The sequence below is a fragment of the Nocardia sp. NPDC055029 genome (assembly GCF_053608525.1).
In genome coordinates, this window is sequence record NZ_JBSGVQ010000012.1 from 34,252 (window position 1) to 56,905 (window position 22,654).

Below are 22,654 nucleotides of genomic sequence, written 5' to 3' on the forward strand. Positions count from 1 at the left end.
CAGACCACAGGGTCTTGCCAAGGTAGTGACGACCTCCTAGCCTGTACTGCCATACGAATATTCGAAGGTTGACTTTCGAATATTCGTGGCCAGGTGGAGTTCCCAGGTTGGGTGGCACGCCGGCATCACACCCCAGGGAGTCGCCCGTGTTCGAGAGAATGGGTCGCGCCGCCGCGACCGCCGCACTCAGCATGACAGCGTTGCTGATCGTCAGCACCGGCACCGCAACGGCAGGCTTCGGTCCGCTACCACCCGCGAATCCCCACCTCGGCCCACCCGGCACCGCGACCATGCACGGTGACGCCGAATCCTCCGACGCCACACCGTTCGCCGGTCCCGGCACGGGGCGTGTCGACAGCGACTTCCGCGAGCTCGCGGCGGCCTGCCCGACCATTCTCCAGGGTGCCGACGGTATGCCGCAGGCCCTGTGCACGAAGATCATCGACCGCGCGCCGAAGGTGTTCCTGCTCGATCCCGCCAACGGTCAGCCGCTCGCCTCCCTCGATCTGAGCAAGGGCAGCCTCCTCGGTGGCGTGTACGCCTACCTCGACAGCAGCGACCGCATGGTCACCGTCGACGGCAGCGGAAAACTGCTGCGCATCGGTCACCGCCGCGACGGCGGCGACTGGACCGTCTTCGTCGAATCGGCCACCGACATCGCCCAGGCGGTCACCGGCCACTGCGGCGGCGGGGACTGTGACGCCGTCAGCTCGGTCATGCCCGATTTCGACGGCAGGGTGTGGTTCGCGACCGACAACGCCGTGGCCGGCTTCTCCGACCCGGCGACCGGCGTGGCCCGCTCGATCGTGCTCGGCCCCGGCGAGAAGGTCGCCAACAGTATTTCCACCGCGCCGCAGGGCGTCGCCGTCGCCACCACGCACGCGCTGTACCTGGTCGACGTCGACGGCTCCGGCAACCCCCGGGTGGTGTGGCGCCAGGCCTACGATCGCGGCCCGGCACGCAAGCCCGGTCAGCTGTCCTGGGGTACCGGCGCCACCCCCACCTTCCTCGGACCCGGCAGCGGCACCGAATATCTGGCGATCACCGACAACGCGGTGCCGAAGGAGAATCTGCTGGTCTTCGACACCGAGACCGGCAACCAGATCTGCTCGGTGCCGACGGTCGACGGCACCGAGAACTCCCCGATCGGCGCGGGCAACAGCCTGTTCGTCGCAGGCACCTACGGATATCCCTACCCCGCCGTTCCGGAGGGCGCTGGAACGAGTGAACCGGCGAGCGCGCAGTTCACCGGCGGCATGGTGCGGGTCGACCTCACCGGCGCCGGGTGCCGGGTGGTGTGGACGAACAAGGCGCTGTCGGCGGCGGTTCCACGGCTCTCGGTGGCCGACGGCATGATCTACACCGTCACCCGGCACACCGTCATCCCGACCGGCAGTGTCGGATTGACCGACAACTTCCGCTACACCGTGATCGATGCCGCCAGCGGGCGCATCGAGACGGAGAAGCTGATCGGGGCCACCGCTGTGCACAACACGCTCCAGATGGTCGGCACCATCTCCCCCGACCGCACCCTCTATCAGGGCACGATGAGCGGGCTGTTCCGCATCGCACCGCGCTGAGCACCGCATGCGATCCGATTCGTCTCGCCCCCAGGATGATTCACCGCCGACCAGCCGGGTCGTCGCCGTGGTCGAGCTGCTCGCGACCCGCGGCACCGCGCTCTCGGCGGCCGAGATCGCGCAATCGCTCGACCTGAGCCGGTCGACGGTGGGCGCCATCCTGTCCACCCTCGACCGGCACGGATGGGTCCGGCGGCACACCGACCTGACCTACCAGCTGGGTCCCGGGCTCGCCCGGGTCGGGCTCCTCGCGCCCGCGGTGGTCGCCGACGGTGCGGCAATCGGTGCGGAACTCGAGCACCTGGCCACCCGGGTCGGATGCGGCGCCGCCCTCACCGCACTGAGCGGAGACGACCTCGTCTTCGTGACGGTCGTCGGTGGACACGGCCTCATCCCCGCCGGTATCGAGAACGGAACCCGCATCCCGCTGCTCCCGCCCGCGGGCGCGACCCTCATCGCCCATGCTCCCGCCACCACCCAGAACAGCTGGCTCGATCGCGGTGATCCCGCACGCCGCGCCGAGTTCCGTGAGGTCCTTGCGACGATTCGCACCACCGGCTGCTGCGCCTGGAGCCTGCGCCCCGGCGCACTCACCGCGCTGCGTGTCCTCGCCGATGTCGTCGATCTGCTTTCCGGCCGACCCACCGCCGACGAACTTCGCGGGCGGGTCCTGAGTCTGCTCGGCGACATCACCGGCAGCGCCCACACCGAAGCCGACCTGAACTCCTCGGCGTCGCTGTCGCTGGGATACCTCAGCGCCCCCGTCCTCGCCGCCGACGGCCGCGCGCTCTTCGAAGTCCAGATCGGCCCGCTCCGCGCCGAAGTCACCGCCGATGCGCGCCGGCGCTACATCGACGAACTGCTCGCCACCGCGCGCCGCGTCGAGCGCATCGCCGCCGCGGGTGCCGAACCCGACTAGCCGACGTCGCGCGACATTCCGGGCAGGCGTGCCAGACTGGCTGCGTGAGCGGGCCGGTGAAAGAACCCAGTGAGGCACAACCGAACGGAAAGTCGTGGCGTGATCGCGGGGACGTGATCGGAAGCGGGATCCTGTGGGTGGCCAAATGGTCACTGTGCATCGTCGCGATCGCGGCGGGAGCGTGGGTACTCGGTTCGATCACCGCCCGGCTGTGGGTGGTGCTCCTGCCCGTCGCGCTGGCGATCGTGGTGGCCACGATCCTGTGGCCGCCGACCCGCTGGCTGACCCAGCACAAGGTGGCGCCCGCGCTGGCCGCGACGATCTCCCTGGTGGGATTCCTCGCGATTCTGTCCGGGGTCATCGCGCTGATCGTGCCCTCGGTGGCCGATCAGGCACCCGAACTCGCCGACAAGGCCACCGCAGGCGTCAACCAGGTCCGCGACTGGATCCAGGGACCGCCGCTGCGCATCCGCGACGAGCAACTCGATTCCGCGGTCGAGGCGATCGTCGGGCGGCTGCAGTCCAGCGGCGCGCAGATCGCCAGCGGCGTGTTCACCGGCGTGAGTACCGCGACATCGGTCCTGATCACCATTTTCCTGGTGGTGGTGCTGGTCTTCTTCTTCCTCAAGGACGGCGTTCGCCTGCTGCCCTGGCTGCACACGGTGTTCGGCAGCCGCAGCGGCCGCCACGTCGAAGCCGTCCTGGAACGGGTCTGGGCGACCCTCGGCGGATTCATCCGTACCCAGGCGATCGTCAGCCTGGTCGACGCGGTCTGCATCGGCGCGGCACTGTTCATCCTCGATGTTCCACTGGCGCTGGTGCTGACGGTGATCACCTTCATCGGCGGATTCATCCCGATGGTCGGCGCTTTCGTCGCCGGTGCGCTCGCCGTCCTCGTCGCGCTGGTCGGCAACGGGTTCACCACCGCGCTGATCGTGCTCGGCGTCGTCATCGCGGTGCAGCAGCTGGAAGGCAATGTGCTGCAACCGGTCCTGCAGAGCCGCAGCATGGAACTGCACGCCGTCATCGTGCTGCTCGCCGTCACCGCGGGCGGCTCGCTCTACGGCATCACCGGCGCGTTCCTCGCGGTGCCGGTCGTCGCGATGATCGCGGTGGTCATCCGCTATATCGGCGAACAGATCGACGCGGCCACCGGACCACCACGACCCGAGGCCGACGAGCCGGACGGTGGCGAGGTCGTGGTGCCCCCGCCGTCACCCGAGCCCGCCACATGACCCTGATCGACCTGACCCTGCCGATCCACACCGGGATGCCGGTGTTCCCTGGCGACCCGGAAGTCCTGCTGGAACAGGCACTTCGCGTCGCGACCGACGGGGTGAACGTGCTCGGTGTTCACCTCGGATCGCAAACAGGGACCCATGTCGACGCGCCCGCCCATCTCGACGACAGTCTGCCGACGCTCGACGAGCTGCCCCTCGAACGCTTCACCGGGCCCGCGCAGATCGTGGACGCGCGATCTGTTCCGGCGCGAGGTGTGATCGGAGTCGAGATGTTCGACATTGATCTCGCCCCCGGTTCGGTCGTGCTGATCGCCACCGGATGGTCCTCCCGCTGGGGTACCGACGACTATCTCGCCCACCCGTGCCTGAGCCCGGCCGCCGCACAGCTGGTGGTGGACGCGGGAATCCGGACCATCGGCATCGATGCGCCCAGCATCGACCCGTCCGAAGCCGAGAGTCTCGATCTGCCCGCGCACCGGATCCTGTGCGGCGCGCACGCGGTGATCGCCGAGAACCTCACCAACCTCGACCGGCTGCTGGCCGCCCAGTCGGCAGGCGAGTCGATCGAGGTTTCCCTGTTCCCGCTCCGGCTCAGTGGAGCGGACGGAGCTCCGATCAGAGCGGTGGCACGAGTCTCGAGCGCCTGACGCAGCTCCGAACGTGGCCGCCGGAGACGAGCGGGTAGCCACAGGTACCGTTGCGCGGTGAACCCAGCTGATGCGCGACGCCTCAAAGACGGTGACCTCGAGACCCGCGAGGAAAATCTGCGGCTGCTGCTCGCGCGGGCTGAAGAAGGCGACGCGTCAGCCAAGGCAGCACTGTGCGCGCTCGTCCGCGACTATCCCGACTACCACCGGTCGCTGTACAGCCGGGCGCTGAACCGGGCCGCGGTCTTCGGCGACGACACCCTGAAGGCGCCGCTGCTCGCGTCGCTGGCCGACACCCGGTACAACTGCCAGGCCTGGGCGGCGATGGGCTGCGCGGCGCTCGGCGTCCGCGACGCGGTTCCCGGCTTGCTCGCCCTGCTCGACCACCCACAACAGATGGCCCGCGAGCAAGCGGTGATCGCGCTGGGCACCCTCGGCGACGAATCGGCCGTCCCGGCGCTCACGCCCGTGCTGCGCGACCCGATCCCCGGAATGCGCGAACGTGCCGCCGAGGCCCTCGGCCGCATCGGCGGCGACGCCGCCCTGGCCGCACTCTGGGACGAATTCGAGAACCGCCGCTATTTCCGCATCGGCTATATCGCCAGCGCGCTGGCCACCTTCACCCCGGACATCATCCCGAGGCTGTGCGAGGCGGCCGACGGCGACGATCCGGACCGACGGTACTGGGCGGCAGTCGCTCTCGGTTCGACCGGCGACGATCGTGCCGTGCCGACGCTGGAACGGCTGATGGCGCACGACCGCGGCTCGACAGTCTTCGACGGCATGGTGAGCGTGGCCGCGAAGAAGGGCCTGCGCACCCTACGCCGAATCCAAGCCGCGATCGCTGCCCGCGAATCCTGAAATCAGCCGACGGCGTGCCGACGATCTTGGTTGTCACCCGAACTGCCCTGGGATCGGTTGAATCCCAGGGCAGTTGCGTTCGTCGAGCGCGACTGACTACCAGGGCAGCGGACCGTCGTCACCGAAGAATCCGCCGGTCGGTCCGTCCTCGGCGACCGTGGCCCAGCGGACGAGCACCGCGGCGCCCTGCGCGGGCGTCAGGAATCCGGTGTGGTTGTTGCTGTCGGTGTCGACGTACCCGGGCGCGACGGCGTTGACGAGGATGCCGTCCTTGCGGAGCTCGTTGGCGTACTGCACGGTCAACGCGCTGAGGGCGGACTTGGACGGCGTGTACGCCGCCGACGGCAGCAACCCGGCGAAGGGACCGTCCGGGTCGCTGAGGAGGGTCATCGAGGCAGCGTGCGAGCTGACGTTGACGATGCGCGCCGCCGGGGACCGGCGCAACAGCGGCAGCAGCGCATTGGTCACCGCGATCACGCCGAAGACGTTGGTCTCGAACACCGCCCTGACCATGTCCAACTCGACGGTGCTGGGGATCTGATCGTGCGCCTGGTCGGGCGAGACCTGGCCCGATCCGGTGATGCCCGCGTTGTTGATCAGGATGTCGAGCCTGCCGAAACGTTCGTCGATCTCCTTCGCCGACTCCGCGACGGTGGCCGGGTCGGTGACGTCCAGTGTCAGCGCGTGCACATCACCGCCTGCCCCGCGCAGTTCCTCGGCCGCCTGCTCGCCGCGCCGCGAGTCTCGAGCGCCGACCAGCACCGTCATGCCCAGAGCTGCCAGTTGTTCGGCGGCCGCACGGCCGATTCCCTTGTTCGCACCGGTGACCAGTGCAACCTTCTTGTGTGCGTTCATGTCTCGCTCTCCCTGCCGGGTAGATGTGATCAACGCACACAAGACGCCGGCGCCCGCGCTCTTGTGACGGGACGCCGACGTGTCCTGTGCCACTGGGCGGCCAGCGATCTCGGGGAAGCTGACCTACGAAGATAGCTCCTACGCCAGCTACTTGGGCATCGTCTACGGCTCGTTGTTCCCGCATCGACCTGCAGATTCCCGAACCGGACACTACGTGCACCACCGGACAGACGCCCTTCGCAGAATGACCCGTTCGGGCTCCCCAGCTCAGCGTCTTCAGTGCCGCCGCGTCGTCCGGCAATCGGTTCTGACCGCTGGCGCATGCGCGGTTCACGTGGGCGTCGGCACCGGCAGCCCTACGAGTTGAAACAGCATGGACAACAGCACCGCCGGAACACCCGTGACAGCGAAAGATCCCAGCACACCGAGCCCGAACCACCGCGTCATGCGCCACCGCGCGAGCACACCACCGACACCGATCGGTATGAGGAGAATAGCCAGCCACATCGACCAGTAGCCGACCGACCCGACACCCACAACTCGGGCGCCGCCCAACCCCGTCCACATCCCATCGCCGAATGGCAACACCCGAACACCCAGTGCAAGACCTACGACCACACCGACGCACGCTTGGCCCGCGGCAACAATCAACCTCGTCCAACCCGGTCGCATCCCACGTCCCCCCGAATTCCGCCATCCACGATCCGTCAGATCAGGCGGCCTCACAGTAGTGAACACTGCCGGTAACGCCGGTGAGAGCCAGACAACCAAGCCTTCGGCGCTCAGCCGGACTCGTCGTGGCGAAGCTGTCGTTTCGCGAGGACACTGAGGGCGTAGCGCCCACCTCGTCCTCAGGAGGACATGCGATGGCAACCAACGGGCCTTTCGGCATCGATCCGGAAGATTTCGAACGTGCACTACGTGAGGCAGGAAACGAGCTGCGCGACCTTGTCGGGAAGGCCGGTGGATACCTGGATCGGGTCGATCAGGTCGGTGTCGGTTCGCTGACATCGCTGCTCGGGCAGCTTGTTCAACCGCAACGTCCCCCGGAAGCCGAGCCGCCGACGGCCGGGGAGACCGGTAGCGGGGTGTGGGCGATCTACACCCTCGATGACGACGGCCAGGCCAGGGTCGATCAGGTCTTTCCGAACGAGCTCGAGGCCTTGCGCGCGCATCGCGACAACACCGACGATCGGCGTCGGGTGCGGTTCCTCCCTTACGGGGTTCCGGCGAGCGTGCTGGATACGCCCTGATCGCGGCTGACGGTCACGGTAGCGTCCAGAACACCCGCGTCACCAGGTAGAACAACACCGCGGCGAGCGTCAGGAACCCCACCGAGCAGGCGAGGCCGATCACGTCGGTGCGGGGATCGCGGCCCGGTCGCATCCAGAATCCCAGCGCGCGGGTGACGACCGGCATCACCACCCAGGTCAGCAGGCTGACCGACAGGATGTTCCCGATCAGCAAGCTGATCCACAGCTGCCCGCCCGGCCAGATCTCGGTGATGATCAGGGTGAGGATCACCACCGTCGGATACAGGCCCACCAGGACCGACAGTGCCGTCTTCCACGACGCGGGACCGTCTTCCTCGCCGGTCTTGCTCGGCGGAAACCACGACCCGTAGGGGTTGGCGATGCGGTGCACCTCGAAATCCCTGAAGTCCGGGGCTTCCGCGAGCAGCGCCTTGCGCTGGGGCGATTCGAGCCATCGGTTGAGATCCCCGGCCGACGCGAACGAATAGATGATCGTCCACTCGTTCTGAACACCGGGAATCGGCCGGTGCAGTTCGGATCCGCGAAAGCCTCGAAATGTCCGCTCGACCTCGGTCACGCGGTCCTGCCAGGCGATGAACTCCGATTCCCGGCCGGCCGCCACCGGATGCGAGACGACGACGGTCACTCCCGCGTCGTCCGGCTCGTCGACCAGCACATGCTGCGTCGACGGCCGTTCGAAGAACCCGGTTCCGCTCGCGAGCAGCTCGGCCCGCGTCTCGCTACCGAGCCAGCGCTTCAGGTTGACGATGTCGTCGAACCGGTACACGACCGACCACTCGGACTGCGCGTCGCCCGGTGGTGTGACGTCGGCGCCGAGGAACCCGGGGAATTCCGCCGCGGCATCGTTCACCGCCGTCTGCCACCGCCGGAACTCGGCCTCGCGGCCGGGGCGAAGCTGTTGGGTGATGACCACCGTCGCCGGGGCAGGCCGCGGCGATCCCGCTTTCGCGGCCGACATGTCAGTACGGGTGCTGATCGGGTTTTTCGGCCCAGGTCTTGTACGCTTCGGCGCCCAGATCCCTGCGGAACTGTTCGATTTTCACCCGCCGCTCGGACAGCGGCCTCGTGAAGTCCTCGTATTGAAACGCGTCGTCGAAGCCGATTTCGCTGGTGTCCGCCAAATCGCTCGCGAAATGCACGGCGTCCAGACGCGCCCAATAGATCGCGCTCATGCACATGGGACAGGGGGCGCCGCTGATGAAGATCTCCATCCCCATCAACATTTTCGCCCGCTCCGGTAGCTTGTCGGCGGATCCCGCAGGCCGCGGGACCAATTCGAGCGTCGACTCGTTCTGGTGTTCTTTGGCAATACTCGGGGCCTCACCATTGACTACTTGAGTCGCCTTGCGGATGCATTCGACTTCGGCGTGCGCAGTGGCATCGCCGGTGAGCAGCACCCGATTCTGTCCCCGCGCGACGATCACTCCGTCCTTCGCGATGACGGCGCCGAACGGTCCGCCCCAATCATTGTCGACCGACTCTATTGCCAGTCTGCAAGCCTCTTCCATGAGTTCATCCGGTGTCATCGGAAATTACACCTCGCAAGAGTATGGACGTGATTTCTTGGACACACGGAATGCTCTCCCGGTGTCTCGCACAACGGCTATTTCGCGCCGTCGCGGCCACGGCCACACGAGCAACTCGGCCTCCGCCGCACATTGAATCTACCTCCGGCCCGACCGGCGCGAAATAGTGTGCGGAGTGGCCGATGCACGAAAGCAACTGTCCGGGCCTGAATCCGTCCGCGCAGACCGGTGCGGGAGAATGGCCTGGTGAGCGCGCACTACGACCTGGACCATGCTCTCGACCTGCGGGTATTGCCTGCGGTCGAGTGGCAGGCGCGTGCGCTGGCGCATCGGGAGAGGCTCGATCGGCTGGTCGGGCCGTATCTGGAGCGTCGGGCGGCGGGTACCACGCATCCGGTGATCGATTTCCTGTTCACCTACTACGGCAACAAGCCGTCGCAGTTGCGGCGCTGGCATCCCGGGTTCGGTGTCGGGTTGGACGATGCGCGGGACTACGACGGTGCGCGCGGTTATCACCAGGTAGAGGGCGAGGTGTTCACCGCCGATCCGGCTTATCTGGTGAAGCGGCGGGACACCGTCGAGTTCGTGGGCAGGCTGCTGGGCGCGACGGCGCGGCGCCCGGCGCAGTTGTCGTGTTTCGGGCTGCACGAGTGGGCGATGGTCTATCGGACCGATGACGTCCGGCATCAGCAGGTGCCGTTGCGGCTCGGGCATGCGGGGACCGATGCGGTGGTCGAGTCGATGTCGTTGCGTTGCACGCACTTCGACGCGTTTCGCTTCTTCACTCCCGATGCGGTCGGACGGAATGCCGAACCGCTGACCCGGGCCGATCAGGTGCTGCGGGAACAGCCGGGCTGTCTACACGCGAATATGGATCTCTACAAGTGGGGATTCAAGCTCGCGCCGCTGATCTCCTCGGATCTGCTGCTCGATTGCTTCGAACTCGCCTGCACCGCACGCGAACTCGACATGCGGGCCAGTCCGTATGATCTGCGCGAGTTGGGCTATGCGCCGGTCCGCATCGAAACGCCCAGCGGGCGAGCCGATTACGTGCGAGCGCAGGCCGCGATCGCCGAGTCGGCCGACGCGCTGCGGGGTCGTCTGCGGCAGGCCTGTGCCGATCTCTCGGCAGTGCTGGAGCGGGTCGAGACAGCGGGCTAGCCGCGGTCGGGTTGTTCCTCGACCTCGTCGTCGGTGGGTTCGGTGACCAGCGCGAAGTCGCCTTCGTGGAGTTCGGTGCCCTTGTCGACGGCGACCTCGACCAGCTCGATGCCGCGGTCGGCGCGCAGGATGAGCGGGTCCTCGCGCAGATCCTTGTACAGCGAGACGCACATGGCCGCCATCACCACCAGGAACGGCAGCGATACCACCGTCGTCAGTGCCTGCAGGCCGGTCAGCGCGCCACCGAGATCGTCGGAGTCGGCGATCACCAGCATGATCGCGGCGACCGCGCCGGTGGCCGCGCCCCAGAAGATGACGATCAGGCGGGACGGTTCGATGCTGCCGCGTTCGGAGAGGGTGCCCATCACGATGGAGGCCGCGTCGGCGCCGGAGACGAAGAAGATGCCGACCAGGATCATCACCAGCACCGTGGTGACCGAGGTGATCGGGTACTGGTCGAGCAGGTGGAACAGGGCGAAGTTCGAGTCGACGGAGCCGTCGGCCTCGGTGAGCGCGCCGTCTGCGGCCTGCTCGGCGATGCCTGCCCCGCCGAAGACCGCGAACCACAGCAGGCTCACCGCGCTGGGCACGAGCAGCACGCCGGTGACGAACTGGCGGATGGTGCGGCCGCGGCTGATCCGGGCGATGAACATGCCGACGAACGGCGTCCACGAGATCCACCAGGCCCAGTAGAAGATCGTCCAGCTCGACAGCCACCTCTGCATCACCTCGTCACCGGCGCCGGTGCGGGAAGCCATCGTCGGCAGCAACTCCACATAGTCACCGATCGAGGTCGGGACCATATTGAGCACGAACAGGGTCGGCCCGGCGACGAAGACGAACGCCGCGATCGCCAGCGCCAGCACCATATTGATGTTCGACAACCACTGGATACCGCGCTCCACCCCGGACACCGCCGACAGCACGAAGGCGACCGTCAAACCCGAGATGATGGCCACCAGGCCGATCTTGCCGATGCCGTCGATCCAGCCGTTGAACTCCATGCCCGCGCCGATCTGCAAGGCGCCGAGGCCGAGGGAGGCCGCCGAACCGAACAGCGTCGCGAAGATCGCCATCATGTCGATGGCGCGGCCGCCGATGCCCTCGGCGTGCCGGCCGAGCAGCGGCTGGAACACCGCGGAGATCAACTGCGAGCGGCCTTTCCGGAAGGTGCCGTACGCGATGGCCAGACCGGCGACGGCGTAGATCGCCCACGGGTGCAGGGTCCAGTGGAACAGCGTGGTCGCCATCGCGACCTCGGCGGCGGCTGGCGTGCCGGGCTCGGCGGTGTGCGGTGGCGGACTCACGTAGTGCGACAACGGTTCCGCGACGCCCCAGAACATCAGCCCGATACCCATGCCCGCGCTGAACATCATCGCGATCCAGGAGACGGTGCGGAATTCGGGCTTCTCGTCGTCGGCGCCGAGCGGGATCCGCCCGTATCTACTGACCGCCAGCCAGATCACGTAGACGACGAACGCCGTCGCCACCAGGACGAACAACCAGCCGGTGTTGGTGATGACCCACTTCTGCGCGGTTCCGGCGGCCGAGGCGAGGCTCTCGTCGTCGAGGACACCCCAGGCGACGAAGGTCAGTGCGCCGATCGCGGTGGCGCTGAAGACGAATCGGTCCAGCCGGTATCTTCCTGGCGACTGTCCCGCAACCATCTTTCCGGTCGCGTCCGGACCATCGGACCCGCCTGCGACATCGTTCGACATGGAATCCGAGTCCTCTCCGGTCGCGGAACCGTCCCGCCGGCTGCACCTGCCGTAACTCAGGCAACCGTACAGCGTTCCGTCATCGGGGTGGGGGATTCGACCCGCCGGACGAGCGGCCGGTTCGGCGAAACCACCCGCGCGGACGCACCACTCGATTTACCATCCACAACAACGGACGGCTGTCTGGGTCAGTGGGGCTGGTAATGGTCGGGAGGCAACGGATGCGCGGACGTTCGGGTAGGGCGGTCTTGCGGTACACGGCACTGGCGGCCGTCACCGCACTGGTCGGCATCGGGTTGCCCGCAGGGTCGGCGGCGGATCCGTTCGCCGAGCTCAGCGGTGCGGTGCAGGAATTCTTCGACGTCGGGCGGACCGCCGTCCCGCGGGCGGACTGCGGGCCGGGATCGCTTCCGGAAACCGGGTTACAGGGCGATGTGCCCGCCGGTGACCGAGACAGTGGCCGCAGCACGCAGGGTTATCGCTGCAATGTGTCGATGGTGGGCAACTATCAGGGCCGCGGTGCCGGCATCACGTCCACGAGTTTCGAGCACTGCGCCTATGTCGGCACGTTCTTTCCTGGCAATATGCTCAGCGAACACCAGGGCGTCCAGGTACTCGATGTGTCCGATCCCGCGAACCCCCGGCTGACGGCGACACTCGTCGAGCCCGCGATGCTGGCGGGAACCTGGGAGACGTTGAAGGTCAACACCACTCGCAAACTGCTCGTAGGAACGGGTGTCCCAGCCGCTCTCGGCGCGGGATATCTCTCGGTGTACGACATCTCCGATTGCGCGCACCCGCGTCTGCTCAACCCAGGCACCGGCTCGAATCTACTGATGCCGCTGCCGATCACGACCCATGAGGGCGGCTTCTCCCCCGACGGCCGCACGTACTGGGCTTCGGGTCTGGTGCCCGGCTTCCTCAGTGCCGTCGACCTCACCGATCCGGCGCAGCCGCGTGTCGTCTGGCAGGGGCTGACCGGGATCGAGGCGCACGGGCTCGGCGTGAGCCCGGACGGGAACCGGCTCTACATCTCCGCGCTCGGCGGTTTCACCGTGCTCGATGTGAGCGCGGTGCAGCGGCGCGACCCGAATCCGCAGGTGCCGCATCTGGGCCGGACGTTCTGGACCGACGGGTGGGCCACCCAGCACAGCGTGCCGGTCACCTACGACGGCGTGCCGCACATCTTCACGGTCGACGAAGGTGGTTCCGGCGGTGTGAAACTCATCGATGTCTCCGACGACAGCGCGCCGCGGATCGCCGCGAAGATCAAACTGGAGATCAATCTGCCGGACAATATCGATGCCAATGTCGGGTCGTCGATGGGTGGTTCGGCGTTCTCCTACGAATCGCACTACTGCGCGGCCGATCGCCCCGACAATCCGACGGCGCTGGCGTGCGGCTGGATCTCCTCCGGGGTACGGGTGTTCGACGTGCGCGATCCGGACGCCATCCGCGAGATCGCCTACTTCAATCCGCCGGCGCGGACCGGGCGCAATCTGGAGATCTGGAACTCACCGCACGCGCTGGTCTCGATCATCGGCGTTCCGTTCATGAGCGCGCCCGCCGCGCTGCGGGCGATGGCGGAGGGGCTGTTCGATCCCGCGCAGGTATTGACTTCCCGCGCAGGCGATATCGCGTTCGGTGACATGTCGAGCGACTGGTGTTTCTCGCCGCCGGAGTGGCGTGGCGATCAGCTCTACGTCGCCTGTTCCGACAACGGGTTCATGGTGCTACAGCTCGACAACGAGGTGTATACGCCGCCCGCGGATCAGCAATCCACGGTCGGGTCGTGAGGATGAGCCGTGTCATCCGGGTGGCCGCGCTGTGTGCCGCCGCCACGTTCCTGCTGGTGCTCGGCGCGGCACTGCGTCCGCTGCTGATTCCCGAAACCACCACGCCCGCACCGGTACTCACCGCTGTCGAGCTCGGCTTCGCCCAGGACATGACCGCACACCACCAGCAGGCGCTGATCCTCACCGAACGCCTCGACCCCGCTGCCGATCCGACCGTGCGCAGGCTGGCCGACCAGATCGCCGACACCCAGCGGGTGGAGATCGGGACGCTCCTCGGCTGGACCCAGCTGGCCCGCGCCGCGCCGACCGCCGCGCAGCCGATGACGTGGATGGCGGCATCGGCTGGGCACCACCATGATTCGGCCTCAACGATGCCGGGGATGGCGGCCACCGCCGACCTCGACGCCCTGTCCGCCGCGCGGGGCGCCGAGGCCGAAACCCTGTTCCTGCAATTGATGTACCGCCACCACTCGGGTGGTGTCACCATGGCCCGCGCCGCCGACGCGCTGCTCACCTCGGGACCGGTGAAGCAGGCCGCGCGCGCCATGGCCCAGTCCCAGAGCCAGGAACTGGGCTACCTCGGCATGCTTCTCGACGCCAGGGGCGTCCGCCCCTGAACCGTGCCTTCTCGCCCCGTCCGACGACGACCAGTCGGGAATCGGCCCAGGCTCACCGGGTGCCCGCCTCCGATGACCGCCGAGACGGCGATGTGTCCGAATGCGCACCAGATCCGATCGGGCCTGGTGAGCACAACGTCACCGTGGGGCAACTGCACAGAAAATCGCAGGCAATGGCCCGTGCGGACGATGTGCAGGATTGTCGGTGAACTGTGGTCGGAGGCTGGACGTGGTGGTGAGCGCACGAGCGGGTGTGGTTGTTCCGGCCGTGGAATGCGGGCTGGCCAGGGTGCGCGCGCAGATTGCCGAACACCTGCTGCCGATCGGCGTGCGGGAACTACCGGTGGCCGATGCGGTCGGCGCCACGCTGGCCGTCGCCCTGACCACCGGCTCTCCGCTCCCCCGGGTGGACAGCGCGGCGATGGACGGTTACGCCGTGTCGGGTCCTGGTCCGTGGTGGCGTCTGCATCAGCAGGTCAGGTACGCCGGACGGAGCTGTTCGGTGGTGCTGGCGCCCGGTGAGGCGGTGCGGATCGCCACCGGCGCGGCCACGCCACTGGGGACCACCGCCACCCTGCGTGACGAGCACGTGGTGACGACGACGGTATCGGGCAAGCCGGTGGTGATGCGGGCGCAGGGCGCGCCGGTGCGCGACGACACCCGGCGGCAGGGCGAGCACTGGGACACCGGTGTCGAGCTGGCGGGCGCGGGCACCCGGGTGTCGGCCGCGCTGGCCTCGACAGCGTTGAGCGCCGAGGCCGAGACGGTCACCGTGCGCGGGCCGTTGCGGGCCGATGTGGTGATGACCGGTGACGAGATCCGCGCGGTCGGCCCGCTCGGGCCGGGGGAGACCAGAGACTCGCTGGGACCGGTGCTGCCGGAGTTCCTGCGCTGCTGCGATATCGAGAGCACCGGACTGTGGCATCTCGCCGACGGCCACGACCTGCTGCGCTCCTGGCTGACGCTGAAATCCCATGCCGACCTGGTGGTGATGGTCGGGGCGACCGGCCGCGGCGCCGCCGACCACCTGCGCACGCTGCTGGCCGATCTGGGCGCGCGCATCGTCGTCGAACGGGTGGCGATCCGTCCTGGCGGTTCCACACTGGTGGCGCAGCTGCCCGACGGCCGCGTCCTGCTCGGCCTGCCCGGCAATCCGTTCGCCGCGGTCGCGGCCCTGCTGGCCATCGGCCCCGCCGTCATCGACGCGCTCACCCTGCGTACGCCCGGCCCGACGATGTGGGGCAGGTTGTCGGACGCCGGTGTGGCGAACGGTGAGGCGACGCGGATCGTGCCGGTGCAGCAGCAGACCGGCGGCGTCTGGCGCAGCACCGGTCCCGCGCACACGCCCCACCTGGCCGGCCTCATCGGCTGCCAGGCACTGGCCGTGCTCCCGCCCGGCACCGGCCGCGGCACCCTGGTGGAACTGCTCCCGCTCCCCCACTGAACCCGCGCTACCGCCATCGCGCATACCGGGGAAAGACCGCCCTCGCTGCTTCGTCGGCGACTTCTACGAGGATCCGGGCCAGACTGCTCGTGCCGGGTGCGCGCGCACCGCCGAGCCTGCCCGACAGCGACAGCGCGGCGACCGCACCGGGCGCGCGGCCCCGGATCGGCACCGCGACGCACACGACGCCGGCGACCGACTCCTCGCGATCGACGGCGACCCCCTGATGACTGCGGACACGGCCCAGTTCGCGATGCAGTTCGGCCCGGTTACTGATCGTGCGCGGCGTCAGCCGCGGCAGCCGCTCCCGGAAAGCCAGCTCGACGATGCTCGGTTCCAGGGTGGCGAGCAACGCTTTACCGACAGCGGTGCAGTGTGCGGGCATCCGGCCGCCGAGGCGGGTGGGGATGCTGTCGCAGGAGCGGCCGACCGCCTTGTCCAGATACAGCACTTCGGGGCCGTCGAGCACGCCGAGGTGCCCGACCATGCCGGTCCGCTGACACACCTCGTGCAGCAGCGGGCTCACCGCGTCCCGGATCTCGTTGTGCTCGACGGCGAGCCCGCCGAGTTCGAGTGCGCGCGTCCCGAGTCGGTAGCCACCGGGTACGTGCGCGAGCCAGCGCAGCCGGACCATCTGATCGATGATGCGGTGCACGCTCGAGCGCGGCAGCCCGGTGCGTTCGGCGACATCGATCAAGGTGCGGACCGGACTCGCCCCGTCGAACGCGTCCAGGATCAGCGTCATCCGCTCGATCATCGATACCGGCGGTGGATCGTTGCGTTGCGCGGACCCGGCCTGGACGAGCACGTCGACCGTCATGGCTCACCTCATCTACTTCGCACTGCTGTGTCCCTCCTCACAGTGCCGTCCCGAGCGCGTGCGGGAATCCAGGAAACTACGGAGATCACCCGGCGACTACGGATCTTGTCCGGTCCCGTGTGCACCGGGCCGACGCCATACCCCCATCCTCGTCACCCGGCCGCGCCACGCACGGATGCGGTCCCACTCAGCGGCGAGCCGGCTCCACCCACCGGGATCGCCCACCCCGTTTCCGCACGGAAGTGGCAGCGTCAGAGGGTGTTCCGATTGACCCAGGCGGCGATCTGGGTGCGGGAGGTGAAGCCGAGTTTGGTGAGGATGTGGTCGACGTGGCTCTCGGCGGTGCGGATCGAGATCACCAATTCCTGCCCGATCCGGCGGTTGCCGTAGCCGAGGGCGATCAGGCGGGCGACATCGCGTTCCCGGCGGGTCAGCACGTCCGGCCCGACCGGTTCGACGGCGGCGACCGGGGGCGGCGAGCTGTCCATCGCGTAGTCGACGGCGTCGTCGAGCGTCAGCGAGGCGCCCGCGTCGAAGCAGGCACCGAACTCCCGCTCCCCCAGCGCGGCCTCGACGCGAGCACGGACCCGCTGACCGATGAGCTGGGTCATCGCGTGCGCCAGCCGTTGCGAACTGCCTTGGCGGACAGTCGAAGCCGCCCCCATCAGGCGGGCGGCGCGGACCAGGTCGCCGTCGGCGGCCGCCGCCCAGGCCAGGCCGTCCACACTGGTGGCGAGCCAGGCGCACCGATCGAACAGCCGGAACAGTTCGATCGACCGTCGCAGCGCCGCGACCGCGCCCTCCTGATCACCGTCGCGCCACCGCTGGGTGCCGACCGCCCAGTACGCGAGGCCACCGAGCAGGTGGGAGCCGTGCTCGGTGGTCAGTGCCAGCAGGCGTTCGGCCATGGCGCCTGCGACCGGGTCGTCGAGGGCCAGCGCGCAGACGGCGGCGAACGCCAGGCTCTCCATCTCCACCCGGGGGTGGGCACACTCGCTCGCGCTCACCGACGACGCCACGGCGATGTCCAGTGCGGCGCGCAGATCACCCGCCCCGAAGGCCAGGACCGCCCGCGCCATCTCGGCTTCGACCAGCACCTGCGCCGACCCGGATTCGGCGGCGATCTCCGCACTGGCTCGGACGAAATCCGCCGCCGTCGCGGTGTCGGACAGCATGGCCGCGATCACCGAGCTCGCCGCCAGCGCCCTGGCCCGGTCGACGCTGCGCTCGGTGTCTTTCGCCAGTGCCTCGGACAACCAGCGATAGCCCTCCAGCAGAAAGTGGCAGTGCTCCCAGAACGGCCACAGCTCGGTCGCGATCTCCAGCGCGCGCCGGGCGCCGGCTGGATCGCCGAGCGAGAATTGCAGTGCCGCACGGAGATTGGCGTGCTCGCGGGCGACATCGCGGAACCAGTCGACGTCGGTGGCACTCCAGTAGTCGGTGCGCGAGCGCCGTGCGAGCTGGTAGTAGTACTCACGATGGCCGACGCGAACCGCGTGTTCGGCGCCGCGCGCTCGCAACAGGTCGCGGGCGAACTGACGCAACGGCTCGAGCATCGAATACCGTCCCGCGCCGTCGGCGCCGGGTCCGTAGGCCAGCACCGACTTCTCCACCAACCCCGTCAGCGCGGCCAGCAGCGCGGGCGGCGAACCGACCAGGCAGATCGCTTCCGCGGCGTCGAGGTCGAAGCCGCCCGCGAAGACCGACAGTTGCTCCCAGAGCTGTTGCTCGTCGGGCGTGCACAGGTCATAGCTCCAGCGGATCGCCGAGGCCAAGGTCTGCTGACGATGCGGCGCGGTGCGCAGACCGGTGGTGAGCAGGCCCATCGCGTCGTCGAGGCGGGTGAGGACCTGGTCGGGGGTGAACATCCGCATCCGCAGGGCCGCCAATTCCAGCGCGAGCGGAATGCCGTCGAGCCGACGGCAGATCGCGGCCAGGGTCGCCGCGTTGGCCGGGGTCCTGCGGAAGGCCGGGTCCGCGGCGGTCGCGCGCTCGACGAGCAGCCGGGCCGCAGGGCTGTCGAGGTCCCCGGAGGCCGGATCCGGCACCGACAGCGGCGCGACCGGCAGGACCTGTTCGCCCGGCACGCCGAGCGGTTCGCGGCTGGTCGCGAGGATCCGCAGACCGGTCGTCGCCGGGATGATCCGGTCCGCGAGCGCCGCACACGCGTCGATCACGTGCTCGCAGTTGTCGAGGATCAGCAGCAGGTCACGCTCTGCCAGGAAATCGGTGAGGACGGCCAGCGGCGCGCTGGTGTCGTCGCGCAGGCCCAGCTCGCGTGCCACGGTCGCCGTGACCAGGTTCGGATCGCTGACGGGCGCCAATTCGACCAGCCACACCCCGTCGGGAAACACCCGCTGCACGGCCTCGCCGACCCGCCTGCTCAACCGGGTCTTGCCGACGCCACCCACCCCGGTCAGCGTGAGCAACCGGGTACCGCCGAGCAGTTTCCTGGCCGCCGCGACATCGTCGTCGCGGCCGACAAAGCTGGTCACTTCCGCCGGGAGGTTCCCTGACACACGCCTGCCCACGCCCGCTACTGTCGCACGCGCAGCGACCTCGGCGGCGGCTTTCGGCACACTCGCGGGGCGGTCGGCCCGACCGCCCCGCTCGGCTCAGCTGTGCTGCGGCGGCTGCCAGGGGCGACCGTACGGGTCGTCCGGGCGTGGTGCGGGCGGCTGCTGCTCGGGTGCGATCGGCGGTGGCGTCGGCAGCGACGGGTGTTCCACCGGCGCAACGGTTTTCGGTCGCGACGGCTCGAAACCCTCGACGGGAGTGCGGGCGGTCGCTTCCGCGGCGCGCACCGCCTGCTCGATCTTCGGGTCCGAGGCGGTCTCGAACCAGTCGGCGACGTCGGAGTCGTCCTCGATCTTCACCGGCGGGTGCTCCTCGGCGGACGGTTCGTACCGGAACACGCCGTCCTCGCCCTTGGTGGCGAAGTTCTGGGCGAAACCCTCGAGCGCCTTGCCGAAGTCGCTGGGCACCAGCCACACCTTGTTGGCGTCGCCGCGGGCCACCATCGGCAGGGTCTGCATGTACTGGTAGGCAAGCAGTTCCGGCGTCGGCTTGCCGTTCTTGATGGCGGCGAACACCTTCTCGATGGCCTTGGCCTGACCCTGCGCCTGCAAGTAGGAGGCGGCGCGTTCACCCTGGGCGCGCAGGATGCGGCTCTGGCGCTCACCCTCGGCCGAGAGGATCGCGGACTGCTTACCACCCTCGGCGGCCAGGATCTGGGCCTGCTTGGCACCCTCGGCCGTCTTGATCTGCGACTCGCGGGTGCCTTCGGCGGTGAGGATCATCGCCCGCTTCTCGCGGTCGGCCTTCATCTGCTTCTCCATCGATTCCTGGATCGACGGCGGCGGATCGATGGACTTGAGCTCGACCCGCGCCACCCGCAGGCCCCAGCGGCCGGTCGCCTCGTCGAGGACGCCGCGCAGCTGGTTGTTGATCTGATCGCGGGAGGTCAGCGTCTCCTCCAGGGTCATGCCGCCGACCACGTTGCGCAGGGTGGTGACGGTGAGCTGCTCGACGGCGGCGATGTAGTTGCTGATCTCGTAGACGGCGGCCTGCGGGCTGGTGACCTGGAAATACACCACCGAGTCGATCTGCAGGGTGAGGTTGTCCTGGGTGATCACCGGCTGCGGCGGGAAGGACACGACCCGTTCGCGCAGGTCCACCTTCGCGCGGACGCGGTCGGCGAACGGGACGAGGAACGTCAGCTGACCGGACACGGTGCGCGAGTAACGCCCGAGCCGTTCGATCACCGCCGCCTCGGCTTGCGGGACCAGGGCGATCGATTTGAAGACCACCACCACGACCAGCAGGACGAGGACGGCGGCCACGATCAAGGCAACCATTGCTAAGGACCCTTCCAGACGACGGCGGTCGCGCCGTCGATCTTCATCACGTAGACGGTCACGCCGGCGTCATAGACATCGTTCGGGTCGAGCGGCCGCGCGGTCCACACTTCACCGCCGAGTTTGACCTGACCCGAATGTTCCGCGACCTTTTCGAGTACGAGCGCCGACTTCCCCGGCAGCGCATCGACATTCGTCGGAATCGGGGGCGGGGAACCGAACTTGCGGCGCAGCACCGGCCGCACACCGAGGAAAAGCACCCCCGCGACCGCGCCGAACACCAGCGCATCGCCCCACAGTGGCAGGCCCGCGGCGGCGCTCACGGCCGCGGTGCCGAGTGCGGCGACACCGAGCATGAGCAGCGTGAGATCCCCGGTGAGCATTTCCGCCGCCGCCAGGACGATGCCCGCGATCAGCCAGATTATTGCGGCCACGACCCCACCGTACCGCCTCCCCGCGTATTTAGGCCGTACTAGTAGGAAGGTGGAACGCCCCCCAGCCAGGTCCTGCGTTGGGAGAGTTAAACGTTGGAGGTGGGGGCGGAGTTACCCATGTTCGGACGAAATCAGTCGGCCGGCTGTGCGGCGGTCACAGCGATGACCATCTGCGCGCGGTAGTTTGCATGGCGTGAGTGCACGTGGCGGATACGGCGACATCTATTCCGGACACCAGCGGACCAAGAAGACACCGGTGCCCAAGGTGAGTGCCGAGCGGGATCTGGTGGTGGAGGACGCGGCGAGCGGATTCTGCGGCGCGGTAGTCGGTTTCGACCGCAGCTACGACGGCGACTTCGTGAAACTCGAGGACGGGCGCGGCGCGGTGCGGCTGTTCGCGTTGCGCGAAGCGGCGTTCCTCATCGACGGGAAACCGGTGACGCTGGTGCGCCCGACCGCGTCTGCGGCCAAGCAGCCCGCCCGGTCGGCGTCGGGGTCTACGCGGGTCGATGGCCTGCGCGCCCGGGTCGCCCGGACCAGCCGGATCTGGGTGGAAGGTGTGCACGACGCGGCGCTCGTCGAGCGGGTGTGGGGGCACGATCTGCGGGTGGAGGGCGTCGTCGTCGAGCATCTCGAGGGATTGGACAATCTCGGCGCCCGGCTCACCGAGTTCGGACCCGGTCCCGGTGCCAGGGTCGGCGTGCTGGTCGACCACCTGGTGACCGGCTCCAAGGAGACCCAGCTGACCACCGGCCTCGGCCCGCACGTGCTGGTGACCGGGCATCCGTTCATCGATGTGTGGCAGGCGGTGCGGCCCGCCGCGGTCGGCATCGACGCCTGGCCGACGGTGCCGCGCGGCGAGGACTGGAAGACCGGCATCTGCGCCCGCCTCGGCTGGGGAACACCGCAGGAAGGCTGGCGCCGGGTCTACGACGCGGTCGGCTCGTTCCGGGATCTGGAGGCGCCGCTGATCGGCGCTGTCGAACGGCTCATCGACTTCGTCACCGAGCCCGAGTAGTCGACCCGCAGGTCAGACAGGTCCTCGGTGCCCGCACGCGAAGCCGGGCAAACCTTTATGCTCGATGATTATGTGCTCTCCCAGTGCCACGCTGACGCTGTGGGCCGGCTCCTGGCTGGCCGGTACCAGCGCGCCCGACGACCTCCTGGAGGCACTGCACGCCTGGGCGGCGCGGCACACACTGGCCGCGGGCGATCCGGTCACCGGCGGGCGCAGCGACCTGCCGTGGACCTCGCGCGAGGAGGGGGTGGGCACCGGGGTCATGCCGTTGCTGAAGGTGATCCGGGAGGCGATGGCGCCCGCGGGTGCGCACCTGCGCCTGGTGCTGCCCGCGCCAGGAGACGTGCGTGGGCTGCCGGTCGGCACCGCGTTCGCCGCCGACGCGATCGAGGCCGAGGAAGGTCTGCTGCTCGGCGTTCCCGGCGAGGAGGGCACCGGCCTGATCCCGCAGTGGGACGACGACGAAACCCTGCAGTGGACCGTCTACAGCGTCGATATCCCGCGCGTCACCGGTCCCGACATGTCCCTCGGTGAGGCCGAGTACACGATGCGCGAGGCCGTCCGCGACGCCGCCGACGCCCTCATGCAGCTGCACACCACCTCCGTCGGCAACACCGACGCCGATCCGCGCGAGCAGATCGAAGCGCAGCTGGCGGCGTACTCCCGGCACGCCTACCCCGACTCGATTCCGTTGCGCGCCAAGCGCATTCTCGACACCGCCGACCATGTGGCGGCGATCCTCACCGTCGCCCAGCACGAACCGGCGTCCTCGCCGACCTCGGCCACCGCGATCGGTGCGCACGAGTCGCTGCTGCGGCCGCTGTGGAACACGATCCGCGAGGCCCGGCTGGTGGCAGTGCATGCCGCCGCCAGGCCCGCGCGCTAG

General features: G+C 68.7%; 20 protein-coding genes. 12 read left to right on the forward strand and 8 right to left on the reverse strand.

Annotated elements, in window-relative coordinates:
• The first annotated feature begins 158 nt into the window (after positions 1-158).
• The 5 genes from ACWF9G_RS13635 to ACWF9G_RS13655 are packed head-to-tail and all read left to right on the forward strand — an operon-like array spanning position 159 to position 5,248.
• On the forward strand, positions 159-1,580 hold the full coding sequence (locus ACWF9G_RS13635; protein WP_452515629.1) for a hypothetical protein: 1,422 nt from the start codon (positions 159-161) through the stop codon (positions 1,578-1,580).
• Between the two features lie 7 nt (positions 1,581-1,587).
• Positions 1,588-2,499, forward strand: coding sequence for a helix-turn-helix domain-containing protein (locus ACWF9G_RS13640; protein WP_452515493.1), 912 nt, complete (start codon positions 1,588-1,590; stop codon positions 2,497-2,499).
• 56 nt (positions 2,500-2,555) lie between these two features.
• Entirely contained in the window at positions 2,556-3,734 is a 1,179-nt protein-coding gene (locus tag ACWF9G_RS13645; protein WP_452515631.1) for an AI-2E family transporter, read from the forward strand.
• Entirely contained in the window at positions 3,731-4,387 is a 657-nt protein-coding gene (locus ACWF9G_RS13650; protein ID WP_452515495.1) for a cyclase family protein, read from the forward strand. Before ACWF9G_RS13645 ends, ACWF9G_RS13650 begins: the two co-directional genes overlap by 4 nt.
• 57 nt (positions 4,388-4,444) lie before the next feature.
• Positions 4,445-5,248: a HEAT repeat domain-containing protein gene (locus ACWF9G_RS13655; protein ID WP_379306592.1), complete on the forward strand. Its 804-nt coding sequence runs from the start codon at positions 4,445-4,447 to the stop codon at positions 5,246-5,248.
• 96 nt (positions 5,249-5,344) lie between these two features.
• On the opposite strand, the gene ACWF9G_RS13660 is transcribed toward ACWF9G_RS13655, so the two are convergent.
• Positions 5,345-6,103 carry an SDR family oxidoreductase gene (locus ACWF9G_RS13660; RefSeq protein WP_379306594.1) on the reverse strand — a complete coding sequence of 253 codons (759 nt, stop codon included), beginning with the start codon at positions 6,101-6,103 and terminating at the stop codon, positions 5,345-5,347.
• An 866-nt stretch (positions 6,104-6,969) separates the two neighbouring features.
• Here ACWF9G_RS13660 and ACWF9G_RS13665 point away from each other — a divergent pair.
• Positions 6,970-7,356 (forward strand): hypothetical protein, encoded by a 387-nt coding sequence (locus ACWF9G_RS13665; RefSeq protein WP_379306596.1) that lies wholly within the window; start codon positions 6,970-6,972, stop codon positions 7,354-7,356.
• A 13-nt stretch (positions 7,357-7,369) separates the two neighbouring features.
• Here the strand turns inward: ACWF9G_RS13665 and ACWF9G_RS13670 are convergent, their stop codons facing one another.
• The gene (locus ACWF9G_RS13670; RefSeq protein WP_452515497.1) at positions 7,370-8,335 is read right to left on the reverse strand and encodes an antibiotic biosynthesis monooxygenase; all 966 of its coding nucleotides are present in this window, start codon (positions 8,333-8,335) and stop codon (positions 7,370-7,372) included.
• Between the two features lies 1 nt (position 8,336).
• Complete coding sequence (locus ACWF9G_RS13675; protein ID WP_452515499.1) at positions 8,337-8,903, reverse strand: nucleoside deaminase; 567 nt, start codon at positions 8,901-8,903, stop codon at positions 8,337-8,339.
• Between the two features lie 282 nt (positions 8,904-9,185).
• Here ACWF9G_RS13675 and ACWF9G_RS13680 point away from each other — a divergent pair, with 282 nt between their 5' ends.
• Positions 9,186-10,064: a 3-methyladenine DNA glycosylase gene (locus ACWF9G_RS13680; protein WP_452515633.1), complete on the forward strand. Its 879-nt coding sequence runs from the start codon at positions 9,186-9,188 to the stop codon at positions 10,062-10,064.
• Here the strand turns inward: ACWF9G_RS13680 and ACWF9G_RS13685 are convergent.
• Complete coding sequence (locus ACWF9G_RS13685) at positions 10,061-11,782, reverse strand: BCCT family transporter (RefSeq protein WP_452515501.1); 1,722 nt, start codon at positions 11,780-11,782, stop codon at positions 10,061-10,063. The two genes, ACWF9G_RS13680 and ACWF9G_RS13685, sit on opposite strands and share 4 nt — an antisense overlap.
• Before the next feature lie 221 nt (positions 11,783-12,003).
• Here ACWF9G_RS13685 and ACWF9G_RS13690 point away from each other — a divergent pair, with 221 nt between their 5' ends.
• From ACWF9G_RS13690 to ACWF9G_RS13700, 3 genes are all read left to right on the forward strand, one after another.
• Entirely contained in the window at positions 12,004-13,578 is a 1,575-nt protein-coding gene (locus ACWF9G_RS13690) for an LVIVD repeat-containing protein (protein WP_452515503.1), read from the forward strand.
• Between the two features lie 2 nt (positions 13,579-13,580).
• Positions 13,581-14,195, forward strand: coding sequence for a DUF305 domain-containing protein (locus ACWF9G_RS13695; protein ID WP_379306717.1), 615 nt, complete (start codon positions 13,581-13,583; stop codon positions 14,193-14,195).
• 235 nt (positions 14,196-14,430) lie between these two features.
• On the forward strand, positions 14,431-15,639 hold the full coding sequence (locus ACWF9G_RS13700; protein ID WP_379306605.1) for a molybdopterin-binding protein: 1,209 nt from the start codon (positions 14,431-14,433) through the stop codon (positions 15,637-15,639).
• 7 nt (positions 15,640-15,646) lie between these two features.
• Here ACWF9G_RS13700 and ACWF9G_RS13705 read toward each other — a convergent pair whose 3' ends face one another.
• The 4 genes from ACWF9G_RS13705 to ACWF9G_RS13720 form a co-directional block, all read right to left on the reverse strand.
• A complete protein-coding gene (locus ACWF9G_RS13705) occupies positions 15,647-16,459 on the reverse strand; it encodes an IclR family transcriptional regulator (protein WP_379306607.1) in 813 nt (270 codons plus the stop codon).
• Positions 16,460-16,710: 251 nt separating this feature from the next.
• Positions 16,711-18,954 carry an ATP-binding protein gene (locus tag ACWF9G_RS13710; RefSeq protein WP_452515506.1) on the reverse strand — a complete coding sequence of 748 codons (2,244 nt, stop codon included), beginning with the start codon at positions 18,952-18,954 and terminating at the stop codon, positions 16,711-16,713.
• A 120-nt stretch (positions 18,955-19,074) separates the two neighbouring features.
• Positions 19,075-20,316: an SPFH domain-containing protein gene (locus ACWF9G_RS13715; RefSeq protein ID WP_379306611.1), complete on the reverse strand. Its 1,242-nt coding sequence runs from the start codon at positions 20,314-20,316 to the stop codon at positions 19,075-19,077.
• 2 nt (positions 20,317-20,318) lie between these two features.
• Entirely contained in the window at positions 20,319-20,750 is a 432-nt protein-coding gene (locus tag ACWF9G_RS13720) for an NfeD family protein (RefSeq protein ID WP_379306613.1), read from the reverse strand.
• A 193-nt stretch (positions 20,751-20,943) separates the two neighbouring features.
• On the opposite strand from ACWF9G_RS13720, the gene ACWF9G_RS13725 reads away from it, so the two are divergent.
• Both ACWF9G_RS13725 and ACWF9G_RS13730 read left to right on the forward strand, forming a co-directional pair.
• Positions 20,944-21,768, forward strand: coding sequence for a DUF3097 domain-containing protein (locus ACWF9G_RS13725; protein ID WP_452515509.1), 825 nt, complete (start codon positions 20,944-20,946; stop codon positions 21,766-21,768).
• Between the two features lie 70 nt (positions 21,769-21,838).
• A complete protein-coding gene (locus tag ACWF9G_RS13730; protein ID WP_379306617.1) occupies positions 21,839-22,654 on the forward strand; it encodes a hypothetical protein in 816 nt (271 codons plus the stop codon).